Annotated in this window: 13 protein-coding genes and 1 tRNA gene; 3 read left to right on the forward strand and 11 right to left on the reverse strand. The window is 70.1% G+C overall.

What is annotated here, in order from left to right:
- Positions 1-41 precede the first annotated feature (41 nt).
- The 4 genes from V7Z97_RS03080 to V7Z97_RS03095 all read right to left on the reverse strand — a co-directional run bounded on the left by V7Z97_RS03080 (position 42) and on the right by V7Z97_RS03095 (position 3,473).
- Positions 42-1,370 carry a lysozyme gene (locus V7Z97_RS03080; protein ID WP_334161357.1) on the reverse strand — a complete coding sequence of 443 codons (1,329 nt, stop codon included), beginning with the start codon at positions 1,368-1,370 and terminating at the stop codon, positions 42-44.
- Between the two features lie 89 nt (positions 1,371-1,459).
- The gene (gene mgtE / locus V7Z97_RS03085) at positions 1,460-2,872 is read right to left on the reverse strand and encodes a magnesium transporter (protein WP_334161358.1); all 1,413 of its coding nucleotides are present in this window, start codon (positions 2,870-2,872) and stop codon (positions 1,460-1,462) included.
- A 133-nt stretch (positions 2,873-3,005) separates the two neighbouring features.
- A tRNA-Leu gene (locus tag V7Z97_RS03090) sits at positions 3,006-3,090 on the reverse strand.
- A 74-nt stretch (positions 3,091-3,164) separates the two neighbouring features.
- Positions 3,165-3,473 carry a FliM/FliN family flagellar motor switch protein gene (locus V7Z97_RS03095; protein WP_334161359.1) on the reverse strand — a complete coding sequence of 103 codons (309 nt, stop codon included), beginning with the start codon at positions 3,471-3,473 and terminating at the stop codon, positions 3,165-3,167.
- Between the two features lie 29 nt (positions 3,474-3,502).
- On the opposite strand from V7Z97_RS03095, the gene lipB reads away from it, so the two are divergent.
- Positions 3,503-4,228 (forward strand): lipoyl(octanoyl) transferase LipB, encoded by a 726-nt coding sequence (gene lipB / locus V7Z97_RS03100; RefSeq protein WP_334161360.1) that lies wholly within the window; start codon positions 3,503-3,505, stop codon positions 4,226-4,228.
- On the opposite strand, the gene V7Z97_RS03105 is transcribed toward lipB, so the two are convergent.
- Genes V7Z97_RS03105 through V7Z97_RS03115 form a run of 3 tightly spaced genes read right to left on the reverse strand, consistent with a single transcriptional unit; the run spans position 4,225 to position 6,957 of the window.
- Positions 4,225-4,632: a DUF805 domain-containing protein gene (locus tag V7Z97_RS03105; RefSeq protein ID WP_334161362.1), complete on the reverse strand. Its 408-nt coding sequence runs from the start codon at positions 4,630-4,632 to the stop codon at positions 4,225-4,227. The genes lipB and V7Z97_RS03105 overlap by 4 nt on opposite strands.
- Positions 4,633-4,657: 25 nt before the next feature.
- Entirely contained in the window at positions 4,658-6,625 is a 1,968-nt protein-coding gene (locus V7Z97_RS03110; RefSeq protein ID WP_334161363.1) for an acetyl/propionyl/methylcrotonyl-CoA carboxylase subunit alpha, read from the reverse strand.
- Between the two features lie 8 nt (positions 6,626-6,633).
- Positions 6,634-6,957 carry a heavy metal-binding domain-containing protein gene (locus V7Z97_RS03115; protein WP_334161364.1) on the reverse strand — a complete coding sequence of 108 codons (324 nt, stop codon included), beginning with the start codon at positions 6,955-6,957 and terminating at the stop codon, positions 6,634-6,636.
- Between the two features lie 53 nt (positions 6,958-7,010).
- Between V7Z97_RS03115 and msrB the strand changes: the two genes are divergently transcribed.
- Positions 7,011-7,502: a peptide-methionine (R)-S-oxide reductase MsrB gene (gene msrB, locus V7Z97_RS03120; RefSeq protein ID WP_334161366.1), complete on the forward strand. Its 492-nt coding sequence runs from the start codon at positions 7,011-7,013 to the stop codon at positions 7,500-7,502.
- On the opposite strand, the gene V7Z97_RS03125 is transcribed toward msrB, so the two are convergent.
- Positions 7,503-7,994, reverse strand: coding sequence for an ion channel (locus V7Z97_RS03125; protein ID WP_334161367.1), 492 nt, complete (start codon positions 7,992-7,994; stop codon positions 7,503-7,505).
- Between the two features lie 54 nt (positions 7,995-8,048).
- The gene (locus V7Z97_RS03130; protein WP_334161368.1) at positions 8,049-8,867 is read right to left on the reverse strand and encodes an aminoglycoside phosphotransferase family protein; all 819 of its coding nucleotides are present in this window, start codon (positions 8,865-8,867) and stop codon (positions 8,049-8,051) included.
- 72 nt (positions 8,868-8,939) lie between these two features.
- Here V7Z97_RS03130 and V7Z97_RS03135 point away from each other — a divergent pair, with 72 nt between their 5' ends.
- The gene (locus V7Z97_RS03135; RefSeq protein WP_334161370.1) at positions 8,940-9,737 is read left to right on the forward strand and encodes a phytanoyl-CoA dioxygenase family protein; all 798 of its coding nucleotides are present in this window, start codon (positions 8,940-8,942) and stop codon (positions 9,735-9,737) included.
- A gap of 126 nt (positions 9,738-9,863) precedes the next feature.
- Here the strand turns inward: V7Z97_RS03135 and V7Z97_RS03140 are convergent, their stop codons facing one another.
- Both V7Z97_RS03140 and V7Z97_RS03145 read right to left on the reverse strand, forming a co-directional pair.
- Positions 9,864-11,219 carry a BON domain-containing protein gene (locus V7Z97_RS03140; protein ID WP_334161371.1) on the reverse strand — a complete coding sequence of 452 codons (1,356 nt, stop codon included), beginning with the start codon at positions 11,217-11,219 and terminating at the stop codon, positions 9,864-9,866.
- Positions 11,220-11,335: 116 nt separating this feature from the next.
- Complete coding sequence (locus V7Z97_RS03145; RefSeq protein WP_334161373.1) at positions 11,336-12,862, reverse strand: acyl-CoA carboxylase subunit beta; 1,527 nt, start codon at positions 12,860-12,862, stop codon at positions 11,336-11,338.
- Positions 12,863-12,949 lie beyond the last annotated feature (87 nt).

Genomic DNA, 12,949 nt, shown 5'->3' on the forward strand with positions numbered 1-12,949 from the left:
AGCGTTAGCATGCGTCGCCGCGGGTCGCGAGACCGGGAAGCCTAGATCCGCGGGTTCCCGTCCGCCCGCTCGGCCGCCTGCCCCAGCCGCTGGAGCAGCAGGAACAGGGCGATGGAGAAGAAGCCGACGCCGGCCACGCAGGCCAGGGCCCCCACGACCTTCGGCGACATCCAGGCGGGCTGCTCCAGGCCAGCCTGGGCGTTCACCGCCCAGAACAGGCCACCCGCGAAGAAGGCCAGGCCCAGCACCGCCAGGCTGACCAGGGAGAGGTAGCCGTCCTTGGGCCGCTGCAGCGGCTGCACCGGCGTCGGGATGAACTCGTAGGGCGCGGTATCGTCGATGACGACCCGTTCGCGGGCGGCGGCCTCGGCCTCGTCGACGGAGGGCGCCTCGGCGGCGCGGGCGTCGTTGGCGGGCGACGGCTGCTCGAACAGGTCGGGCGCGGCGGGCCCTTCGACCACGCGTTCCGGCTCATTCTCCTCGATGACCAGCTCGGGAGCCTCTTCGGCGGCAGGCTCCGGCGGGACCAGTTCGAAGGGCTCGGCCTCCGGCTCGGCGGCGTCCTCGCCGCCCGTGTCGACGGTGATCGGCGGGGCGAAGTCGGCCTGCGGCCGGGCGTCTTCGAGATGGGGAGCGGGTTCGGCCTCGGGCTCGGGCTCGGCGGCAGGCGCGGCGGCCTCGTCCGGGAAGACAGTGGCCAGGCGCGCGGTCACCGCCTCCGCGGCGGCCGTCACCGGGCTCTCGCCTTCCGGCGGCAGGGGCCGCGGCGCAGGCTCGTCCTCGCGCAGCACCCGGACCGCCTCGCCCTCCAGCGACGTGACCACCGGCGCCGGCGGGCTGGCGGGGACCAGGGCCTCGGCCTCGATGTCCAGGCCCGGCTTCAGCACGGCGGAGGGAACCGGAACCCAGGCGCCGCCCGGCGGCGTCAGGAACAGGGCCTTCTCGGCCGCGCGCCGGCGGACCAGGGCGTCGATGAGAATCACCTCGCCCTCGAACTCGGCCTTGCGCCACAGCTCCATGCCGCATGCGGCCTGGATCAGTGCGCCCTCGTTGACCTGCTTGAGGACCCGGCTGGCGCGGAAGCTCTCGACACCGATGTTGAAGGCGAAGGCGCAGAGCGCGTCGAACTGGTTCTGGGTGAGCGGCGTGAAGGTGAGCTCGTTGACCGCCTTGGCGACGGCGATCAGGTCGTAGAGCAGCAGCGCCTCGGCGTCGTCCTCGGAGACCTCGGCCCCCTGGCGCGCCGTCAGCGTATGGCCGTAGCCGATCGTCCAGCGCCCGTCGGGCAGCTGGGCGGCCTTGCGGCGATAGCCCTCGAACCGCTTGATCAGCTCGATCGCGGTCCGGGAGACGTGGTGGCGCGGCTTCATGCCCTCACTGACCCGTTCTGACACAGGCGCCGAAGCGCCCAGCCAGGGTTAAGCAATCCCCGGGCCGAGTGTCGTAACCCGGCTAAGGTTTACAACAGGATGAGAGCCGCAAGTCCCAGGAAGGCGAAGAAGCCGGTGAAGTCGGTCACGAAGGTGACGAAGACCACCGAGGATACCGCCGGATCCCGGCCCATCCGGTCGAGCGCGAGGGGGATCAGCGCGCCGGCGAGCGACGCGACGAACAGGTTGATCACCAGGGCAAGGCCGAAGGCCAGGGAAAGACCCGCGTCCCGGAACAGCAGGTAGAGCACCAGGCCGGTCACCACGGCCAGGGCGCAGCCGTTGACCATCCCCACCAGCGCCTCGCGGCCGATGGTGCGCACGGCGTTCACCGCCGAGAGCTCGCGGCTGGCCAGGGCGCGCACGGCCACGGCCAGGGTCTGGGTGCCGGCGTTGCCGCCGAGCGAGGCCACGACGGGCATGAGGACGGCGAGCACGGCCAGTTGCACGATCTGGCCCTCGAAGGCCCGGATCACGCTGACCGCCAGCGCAGCCGTCAGGGTGTTGAGCAGCAGCCACGGCAGGCGCGAGCGCACCATGCCGAAGACGTCGGCGTCGCGGCCCGCGTCGGATACGCCGGCCAGCGCCAGGATGTCCTCCTCGCGTTCCTCCTGGATGACGCCCACGATATCGTCGACGGTGATCTGGCCCACGAGCCGGCCGCCAGGCTCCACCACCGGGGCGGAGATCAGGTGGTACTTGTCGAAGATGTAGGCGACCTCTTCCTGGTCCATGTCGACCGGGATCTCGGTAACCTGCTCCATGATCTGGGCGAGCGGGATCTCCCGGCGCGAGCGCAGCAGGTGGCTCACCGGCACGGCGCCCACCGGCTTGTAGCTGGGGTCGACGACGTAGACGTCGAAGAACAGCTCCGGCAGGTCGTCCTCTTCCTTGCGGAAATGGTCGATGGCCTGCCCCACGGTCCAGAACTGCGGCGCGGCCACCACCTCGCGCTGCATCAGGCGGCCGGCGGTTTCGTCCTCGTAGGCGAGCGAGGTCTCGATGGCCGCCCGCTCCACCTCGGGCATGGCGGCGAGCACCTGGGCCTTCTTGTCCTCCTCGAGGTCGTCGACGACATCGGCGGCGTCGTCGGAATCCATCTCGCCCAGCGCCTTGGCGAGGATGGCCGGGGAGACGTGCTCCAGCACGTCCTCACGGATCTCGGTGTCGAGCTCGTTGATGACATCGCCCAGGACCTCCGGGTCCAGGTGGGGCAGGAGCTCCTCGCGGTCGTCCGCCGAGAGGAAGCCCATCAGGTCGGCGATGTCCTCGGCCCGCAGGGCGCCGAGGAGTTCGCGCAGCCGCTCCGAATCGCCGCGGTCGAGCGCGTCGGCGACCATCCGGACGAATTCGGGATTGAAGGCGTAGTCCTCGCCGAGCGCGAGGTCTTCCAGGTCTTCGTCGGCTTCCATCAGCTCGGGGTCGTCCGTTTCGCGAACCATGCGGACCTCCCCTTGCACTATGTGATGGACGGACTCTTCCTAGCCGATCGAATGATCCTGATTCACCGCGGCCGTCGAGGACGGCGGCCGGTGCGTTCCACTAATCCTGCGGGGCCCAGAGGGCGAAACAGGATGGTGCGGTCGAGAAGACTCGAACTTCCACGGGTTGCCCCACAGCGACCTCAACGCTGCGCGTCTACCAATTCCGCCACGACCGCTCGTGGTGAGGCGCGGCAGGTAGCAAACGCCGATGGGTTTGTGAAGGGCGGCTTTCGGCCGCTACCGATCGCGCCTACTGGCCGCCGCCGGCCATGTAGTCGTAGACGTTGGCCTCGCGGGTGACCGCGATGGAGATGCGATCCTCGTTGATCTGGATCTCGCCGCGATAGACCGGGTGGTTGTTGGCCAGGATCCAGACTTCCTCGTTCACCGTGGCGTCCAGGGGAATCACCGCGCCGCGGCCCATGCGCAGCAGCTGCTGCATGGGGAGCTGGGAGCGCCCCAGCACCACCTGGATCTCGACATTGACCGCCTTGACCTGGCTCACGGACGATACGCCCCCACGCGTAAGACGAACTCGGCACACTCCCGGCTTTCGCATCGCCGGGCAGACGCCCACATTGGTTCAACATGCTTGACCGCACGTTAAATCCCGCCGCCGCCGGACCGCTTTTCGGCCGGAGCGATAAAGCGCCCGCCGGCTGGGCCGTCTCGCAGGGCCGCGTGGGCTATCCCGAGGCGGTGGCTGCCATGGAAGCCCGCGCCGAAGCCATCGCCGAGGGCCGCGCCGGCGAGCTCGTCTGGCTGCTGGAGCATCCGCCGCTCTACACCGCCGGCGTCTCGGCCAAGCCGGGGGACCTGCTCGACGCCGACCGATTCCCGGTGTTCCGCACCGGCCGCGGCGGCCAGTTCACCTACCACGGGCCCGGCCAGCGGGTGGCCTACGTCATGCTGGACCTGACGAAGCGCCAGCGCGACGTGCGCGCCTTCGTCGCCGCCCTGGAGGCGTGGGTGATCGGGGCGCTGGACGCCTTCAACGTAAAGGGCGAGATGCGCGAGCGCCGCGTCGGCGTCTGGGTGGAGCGCAAGGCGCCCGGCGCGCCGCCGCGCGAGGACAAGATCGCCGCCATCGGCGTGAAGCTGCGCCGCTGGGTCTCATTCCATGGGATCGCGCTCAACGTGGAGCCCGACCTTTCCCACTTCTCCGGTATCGTGCCCTGCGGCGTGACGGAGCACGGGGTGACGAGCCTCGTGGACCTCGGCCTGCCGGTGACCATGGACGAGGCGGACGCGGCCCTGAAGGCCAGCTTCCGCCGAGTGTTCGGCGAGGTCGTCGACGCCGCTCCCCCGCTCTAGGCGGCGAGGCCCACGCGCAGCGGGTTTGGGCCGTAGCGGTTGGTCCCCTGCTCGCCCGGCATGGCGCCGAGCTCGATGGCGGCCCAGACCAGGACCAGGAAGAAGACGAAGTCGAGGAAGCCGTTCGGGTGCGGCCAGACCGCCACCACCGAGACCAGGATCAGCGCCGCCCACCAGCCCGAGCGGCCGCGGTCGTGCAGCCGCTTGGAGAGCACGCAGGCGCCGCAGTAGACGAGCGCCGGATAGACGAACCAGCCGGTGAGCCAGTGGAGCGTCGGCCCGACCAGCGCCTCGTACACCGCAGCCACGGCGAGCAGCACCAGGGTCGCCAGCCAGGACGGCGCGCGCGCCGCCCGGCCACTGGCGGAGAAGAAGAGCTCGCCCCAGGCGATCTGGCCGTTCATGGCGCGACTATAGCCGAGCTCTCTGTCAGGCGAACTCCACCAGGACCTCGTCGGCCGCGACGCTGTCGCCGGAGCGGGTGTTCACCGCTTTCACGACGCCGTCCACCTCGGCGCGGATGATGTTCTGCATCTTCATGGCCTCGAGCACGGCCACGACCTCGCCGGTCTTGACCTCCTGGCCCGGCGCCACCTCGACGCTGACCACCAGGCCGGGCATCGGTGAGAGCACCATCTTCGAGGTGTCGGCGGCCTTCTTCGGCGGCAGCTTCTCGTGCAGCTCGGCCGAGCGCGGGGTGAGCACCAGGACATGCCCCTGGGCCGCGCGGTGGCGGATGACGAAGCCCTCGGCGGCCGGCCGCACCTGGGCCGTGAACGGCACGCCGTCGAGCACGCCCGCGAAGGTCGGCTGGCCCGGACGCCAGTCGACCCCGGTGAGCCGCAGGGTGCGGCCCTCGCCGAGGAACTCCAGGGCGCCGTCGCTGACGCGAACCACGCGCCTGTCGCCGTTCTCCACGACGATCCATTCCTGGCGCAGCAACTCCGGCGCGGAGCGCTTCACCAGCACCCGGTGCATGTGGGTGGCGACCACCGCCATCACGTCGCGCTGGAAGGCGGTGGGCGACGTCCCATGGAAGCCCTCGGGGAATTCGTCCTTGATGTAGTTGGTGGAGATCTTGCCGGAACGGAACCGGTCCTGGTCCATCACGGCGGCGAGGAACGGGATGTTCTGGCCCAGGCCCTCGATGTGGAAATCCTCCAGCGCCCGGCCCATGGCGTCGATCGCCTTCTCCCGGGTCGGCGCCCAGGTGGAGAGCTTGGAGATCATCGGGTCGTAGAACATCGAGATCTCGTCGCCCTCGCGGACGCCGGCGTCGTTGCGGATCACCGTGTCGGCGGCCTTGCCCTCGGCGGGCGGGTCGTAGCGCACGAGGCGGCCGATGGACGGCAGGAAGCCGCGGTACGGATCCTCGGCGTAGATCCGGCTCTCGATCGCCCAGCCGTTGATCTTCAGGTCCTTCTGGCCGAACGGCAGCTTCTCGCCGGCCGCCGAGCGGATCATCTGCTCCACGAGGTCGACGCCGGTGATCAGTTCGGTGACCGGGTGCTCCACCTGCAGGCGGGTGTTCATCTCCAGGAAGAAGAAGCTGCGGTCCTGACCGGCGACAAACTCAACGGTGCCGGCCGAATCGTAGCCGACCGCCTTGGCGAGCGCGACGGCCTGGTCCCCCATGGCCTTGCGGGTCTTCTCGTCGAGCAGCGGGCTCGGCGCCTCCTCGATGACCTTCTGGTTGCGGCGCTGGATCGAGCACTCGCGCTCGAACAGGTGGACGACGTTGCCGTGCTTGTCGCCCAGCACCTGGATCTCGACGTGCCGGGGGCTCTCGATGAACTTCTCGATGAAGATCCGGTCGTCGCCGAAGCTGGCCTTGGCCTCCGCGCGAACGGCCGGGAAGCCCTCCTCCACGTCCTTGCGGTTCCAGGCGACGCGGATGCCCTTGCCGCCGCCGCCGGCGGAGGCCTTGATCATCACCGGATAGCCGATCTCCTCGGCGATCCTGATGGCGTGCTTGGTGTCGTCGATCTCGCCCACGTGGCCGGGGACCGTCGAGACGCCCGCCCTGGCGGCGAACTTCTTCGATTCGATCTTGTCGCCCATGGCCTCGATGGCCTTGGGGTTGGGCCCGATGAAGACGATGTTCTCGGCCTGCAGCCGCCGGGCGAAACCGGCGTTCTCGGACAGGAAGCCGAAGCCCGGGTGTACGGCCTGGGCCCCCGTCTCCCGCACCGCGTCGACGATCTTGTCGGCGACGAGATAGCTCTCGGACGCCGGCGCGCCGCCGATGAAGACGGCCTCGTCGGCCATCTCCACGGCCATGGAGTCGGCGTCGGCCTCGGAGTAGACGACCACCGTGGCGATGCCCATGCGGCGGCAGGTCTTGATGATCCGGACGGCGATCTCGCCCCGGTTGGCGATCAGGATTTTCTTGAACATTCCGCTCTTTACGCGCCCAGCTTCACGGCCGTCCCGGCCGCCGTGACCATCAGCATGCTGCCGTCGGGACCGAGGGTCTCATAGTCGAGGTCGACGCCGATGACGGCGTCGGCGCCCAGGCGGGACGCCTCGTCCTGCATCTCCTTCAGCGCGATGTCGCGCGCCTCGCGGAGCGCCCGCTCGTAGCCGCCGGCCCGGCCGCCGATGATGTTGGTGATGCCCGCGAAAAGGTCCCGGAAGATGTGCGCTCCGATGATCGCTTCGCCGCTGACGACGCCCAGGGTGCGGCTGACCCGTCCCTCGGCGACCTCCGGCGTGGTGGCGATGATCATTCTGCTCGTCTCCGGTCTTTCAGCGGCGAAGGGCGGACCTTAGATTGCAGGCCATGAGCACGCCAGCGGTCTCCCTCTCCGGTTTCGATCTCTCGCCGCCTAACGCTGAGGAACGCAAGCGACTGGAGGCCGACCTCTCGCGCGAGGAGGCCGACGTCCTGCTGCACCACGGCACCGAGGCGCCGTTCTGCGGCGGCCTGCTCGACCAGAAGGACGACGGCGTCTACTGCTGCCGCCTCTGCGCCCTGCCGCTGTTCCGGCACAGGACCAAGTTCGAGAGCGGCACCGGCTGGCCCTCCTTCTGGGCGCCGTTCGACGAGGCCCATGTGAAGGCGGTGCGCGACACCTCCTACGGCATGATCCGCATAGAGACCCGCTGCGCCCGCTGCGACAGCCACCAGGGCCACGTCTTCCCCGACGGCCCGCCACCGACCCGGCTGCGCTACTGCATCAACTCGGTGTCGCTGGAGTTCGTGCGCGACGGCGAGCCCCTGCGCGACCCCCTGGGGCGCGGCGACAACGCCCACCTGCAGCCCGCCGGGTAGTCAGTCCGGATCCGGTCGGCGGCGGCGGCGCGCGATGGCGCCCTTCGGCAGGCTCTGGCGCTCGTCGTCCTCGGCCCACATCAGGTGGTGCAGGATCTGGAACAGGAAGGCCGTGGACCAGCCGATCAGCAGCATGCCGTTGATCGCCTCCAGCACGCCCACGATCCGCCAGGCCTGGGGCAGCAGGGCCCCGGTCTCGCCGACGGTGGAATAGGCGCTGGTGGAGAAGTAGAGCGCCTCCTCCAGGCTGTGGAGCATGCCGGCCTTCCAGTAGATCAGGGCGTAGAGCCAGATCTCCACGGCGTGCAGGACGAACAGCCCGAGCACGATACCCAGCGGCACGATCAGGCGGTCCACGCTCACCCAGCGGGTGAGCCGCTTCAGGTGCCAGCGCACCAGGCCCTGCAGGGCGTCGAGGCCCACCAGGTGGATCACGATCGTGGCCGAGACGATGGCCGTGGCGATCCACAGCTGATGGAAGAGCGAGGGCATCGGCGGTCAGTCTCCACGGCGGGCGCCGCGCCGCCTTGATCGGCGACAAGGCCCTCAGGCGTCCAGGCGGGCGAAGGCGAGGTCGATGAAGTCCATCGAACGGTCCGGATACATGCCGTCCTCGAGACACCAGGCGAGCGACAGCACGGCGTGCGCCGCCACCCACTGCAGCATGCGCCGGGGCTCCAGCCCCGCCAGCCGGCAGACGAGGTCGAGCTGGCGCTCCAGGCGGCCGGGCGACAGGGGGGTCTCCATGTCCGGGTTGCGGAAGAGGTTGGCGTAGTCGTAGGCGCGCTCGCCCAGCACGCCCTTGGGATCGATGGCCAGCCATCCGAGCGGCCCGAAGTCGAGGACATTGCCGTGATGCATGTCGCCGTGCAGCGGCCGGACGTCCTGCGGCTCGGCCAGGAGGGCGCAGGCAAGTTCGTGGCCGCGGGCGAACACCTCGCCCTGGGGGACAGCCCGCGCGACGGAGCGGAACCAGTCCTCCAGGGGGATCAGCCCCTCCGGCGGCGGGCGGGGCCTGGGCCCGTGGAGCTCGGCGAGCGCGCCGCAGAGGATCGCGGTGGCCTCGTCGTCGCGGCCCTCGGCGACCAGGGCCTTCAGGTCCCCCTCGCCCCCGGCGCGGAGCAGGAGCAGGGCGTGGTCCTCGCGCGCCAGGACCGGGGCGGCCCCCTGCCCGGCCCACCAGGCAATCATCGCAGCGCCGCGCACCTCCTCGTGATAGGTGGCGAGCTTCAGCATGGCGGGTCGACCGTCCTGGCGAACCGGCAGCAGCAGGCTGCGGGTGAAGACCGTGGAGAACGGCCAGCCGTCGGGCTCCAGCCCCCAGCGGGCGAGCCAGGGCGAGACGTCTGTGGATAGTCCGCTCATGCGACGATCCGCCCCCGAAGCTTGGCTGGACGACCGGCGTTACCCTGAAGCGGTCGGATAGGGAACACCGCCATGAAGCTCACGCCTGCCGAAGCCCGGGCCCATGCGGACGAGGTCCGCCGGACCAGCGTCACCATGCTGCGCGGCCTGATCCCGGTCGAGACCATCGACCGCTGGAACGCCGCCTTCCAGCCGCTGCTGCGGGAGGCGATCCGGCGCGAGGGGGACAACCCGAACCGCGGGGCGCACCGCTACTACGTCACCCTGCCCTTCGAGGACCTGTGGGCAGACCCCGGGATCATCGACAACGACGCGGTGATGGCGGTGGTCGAGGAGCTGGTCGGCGCGGACGGCGTCATGTGCCAGCTCGCCAGCGACACCCCCTGCCTGGGCTCGGAGCACCAGGAGCTGCACCGCGACACCCAGCTGCTGTTCCCCGAAAGCGGCGTCGAGACCCCGCCCTACCAGCTGGCGGTCAACTTCCCGCTGGTCGACGTCACCGACGAGACGGGGCCGATGGAGTACGCGCCGGGCACCCACATGATGTCCAAGGCCGACGGCATGCGGGCGATCGCCACCGGCGAGATCCCGCTGGTGAAGGGCTACATGAACCGCGGCGACGTGATGATCCGCGACGTGCGGCACATCCACCGGGGGACGCCCAACCCGTCGGCGACGCCCCGGCCGATGGTGGTGATCGGCTATTCGCGGCGCTGGCTGTTCCGGCCGGAGGTGAACATCCGGGTCCCGGCCGAGGTGCTGGTCGCCCTGCCCGAGCGGGCGCGGCGCTGGCTGCGCTTCAACCCGGTGTTCGAGACCCGGGCCGAGGCCGCCCAGCGCGAGGAGAGCTACCGGGCGTTCGCCTACTGAGCCGTTTTCGGACAGCCCCGATGCGCGGCTGGACGACTATTACGAGACGCCCAAATTCGATAGGGATTACAATGAGAAAGACCGCCCCCAAGGATAGGGGCGGCCTTTCGGGAAGTCCAAGATTCGCTAGGTCGTCTTGCGGCCGGCCGTCGACTGCCCGGCGCCCGCGCCGCCGGAGCCGTTGGACGCCGGCTCGTCCCGGCGCATCTGGGCCTCGACGGCGCTGTCGCCGAAGCCGTGGCCGGAGCCGGTCAGCCCGCCCGAGGTGATCCGCAGGTTGTTCTGGACGTGGTGGACGCCCGAGATGTCCTCGACCAGGCGCTCGGCCCGGTGCTTGGACTCGCGGTTGTCGACCGTACCCGACAGGGTCACCTCGCCGTCCGAGACCTTCACGTCGATGCCGGAGGCGTCGAGCCAGCTGTCGTCGGCCAGGCGCTCGTGGACGTCGTCGCTGATCCGCTCGTCGGAGCGCTTGTAGCCCTTCGGCCCGCGCCCGCGATGACCGCGGTCCTCCATCCGCCATTCGCGGCCGAAGTCCTCGCGGAAGCCGCGGCGCTCGTCGCGGCCGCTGTCGCCCATCAGGTCGTCGCCGCGGAACCAGCTGGCCACCTTCTGGCCGGCCCGGCTGAGGAAGTCGCCGGCCCGGTCCATGCCGCCACGGTCGTCGCCGTCCCAGTCGCGGCGGCCGCCGTCGCCGTAGCCGCGGTCATAGTCGTAGCCGCCGGTGCCGCCGGAGCCGACGCCGCCGTAGGCCGGGCGCGCATTGCCGTAGCCGTACTGGCCGCCGGACTGGTTCCCGCCGTACTGGCTCCCGCCGTACTGGCCGCCGCCGTAGCCGCGGCCGGCGTCATAGCCGCGCGGCACGTCGCCGTACTCGCGCCCGCCCAGGCCGTACTCCTCGCGGTAGATCGGCTGGCGCTCGTCGTCGCCGTAGTAGCGGCCACCCTGGCTGTAGTCCTGGCCGCGGGTATAGTCCTGCGAGCGGAAGGCGGGGCTGGTCCCGCCGTAGTCGCGATCCTGCCACTGGCGGCCGTGGACGGCGCCCTGGTCCTGGTTGCGGAAGGCGGGGCTGGTCCCGCCGTAGTCGCGGGCCTGCCAGTCGCGGCCGCCGCCCATGCGACCGCCGCCGCGGCCCTGGTAGCCGGAGGGCCGGCCGCCGGCGCCGCGGCCGTAGCTCTCGCCGCCGCCGTAGCTCCCGCCCGCGCCATAGGCGCCGCCGCCGGAGGTCATGCCGGTCCCGCGGGTGTAGTTCTCGCCGGTCTCGCGCTCACCGAACACCCGGTCGCGGTCGGGCCCGGACATGCGGGCGCCGAACTCGTCGTCGCCGGAGCCGAAGCTGCGGCCTTCGGGCGAGCGGCCGCCGTAGTCGTCGTCACGTCCGTAGTCACCCTGGCGGTTGTCGCCCCGTCCGTACTGTTCGGACCGGCGCCAGTCGCGGTCCCGCATGCGGCGGTCGCGATCGTCCATCCATCTGTCGGCCATGGGGCAGTCCTCCGTGTTTCAGGCTTCGAGGGCGCAATCGGCCCTGTGGGCACAACACGGGTCGGCCGGGGACGTTCCGGCGGGGGCCGGCGCCTCTCGGCTTCGTGAGACCTCGGCTACAGTGGGATGTTGTCGTGCTTCTTCCAGGGGTTGGTGAGCTGCTTGCCGGCGAGGTTCTTGAGCGCCCGGACGATGCGGCGCCGCGTGCCGTGGGGCATGATCACGTCGTCGATGTAGCCGCGGCTGGCGGCGACGAACGGGTTGGCGAAGCGGGCCTTGTACTCGGCCTCCCGCTCGGCGAGCTGTTCCGGGGTCTGGTTGCGGAAGATGATCTCCACCGCCCCCTTCGAGCCCATCACCGCGATCTCGGCGGTCGGCCAGGCGTAGTTGATGTCGCCGCGGATGTGCTTGGAGCTCATCACGTCGTAGGCGCCGCCGTAGGCCTTGCGGGTGATCAGGGTGATCTTCGGCACGGTGGCCTCGGCGTAGGCGAACAGGAGCTTGGCGCCGTGGCGGATCAGGCCGCCCTGCTCCTGCCTGGTGCCCGGCATGAAGCCCGGCACGTCGACAAAGGTGATGATCGGGATCTCGAAGGCGTCGCAGAAGCGCACGAACCGCGCGCCCTTGCGGCTGGCGTCGATGTCCAGCACGCCGGCCAGCACCTGGGGCTGGTTGGCGACGATGCCCACCGGCTGGCCGTCCATGCGGGCGAAGCCGACGATCATGTTCTTGGCGAAGTCGGGGCTGATCTCGAAGAAGTCGGCCTCGTCCACGACCTTCAGGATCAGCTCCTTCATGTCGTAGGGCTTGTTGGGATTGGCCGGGACCAGGGTGTCGAGGCTGGGCTCGTCGCGGTAGGGCTCGTCGAAGCTCTCGCGGACCGGCGGCTTCTCGCGGTTGCAGCTCGGCAGGAAGTCGACCAGCCGGCGGACCTGGGTGAGCGCCTCCAGGTCGTTGTCGAAGGCGCCGTCGGCGACGCCGGACTTCATGGCGTGGATGCGGTAGCCGCCGAGCTCCTCGTGGCTGACGTCCTCGTGGGTGACCGTCTTCACCACGTCGGGGCCGGTCACGTACATGTAGGAGGTGTCCTTCACCATGAAGATGAAGTCGGTGATGGCCGGCGAATAGACGTCGCCGCCGGCGCAGGGGCCCATGATCACCGAGATCTGCGGGATGACGCCCGAGGCCAGGGTGTTCTCGAGGAAGATGTCGGCGTAGCCGGCCAGGCTCTCCACGCCCTCCTGGATGCGGGCGCCGCCGGCGTCGAACAGGCCGATGATCGGGGCGCCCATCTTCAGCGCCTGGCGCTGCACCTTGAGGATCTTCTGGGCGTGGGCGCCGGAGAGCGAGCCGCCGAAGACGGTGAAGTCCTTGGAGAAGACGAAGACCGTGCGGCCGTTGATCCGGCCCCAGCCGGTGACCACGCCGTCGCCGGGGATCTTGTTCTCGGCCATGCCGAAGTCGACGGCCCGGTGCTCGACGAACATGTCGAACTCCTCGAAGGAGCCCTCGTCGAGCAGGAGGTCGATCCGTTCCCGGGCGGTAAGCTTGCCCTTAGCGTGCTGGCTGGCGATCCGCTTCTCGCCGCCGCCCTGGCGGGCGTTCTCGCGACGCTTTTCGAGTTCTTCGAGGATCTCTTTCAACTCAGGACTCTCCCTACGTGCGGCAAGGCGTAGAGGCGTCCGGGGGCGGAGGCAAGCTCACGCGGGGTCACCCCCACGGGCGGCCCG

The sequence above is a fragment of the Phenylobacterium sp. genome, assembly GCF_036821595.1.
GTDB lineage: Bacteria > Pseudomonadota > Alphaproteobacteria > Caulobacterales > Caulobacteraceae > Phenylobacterium.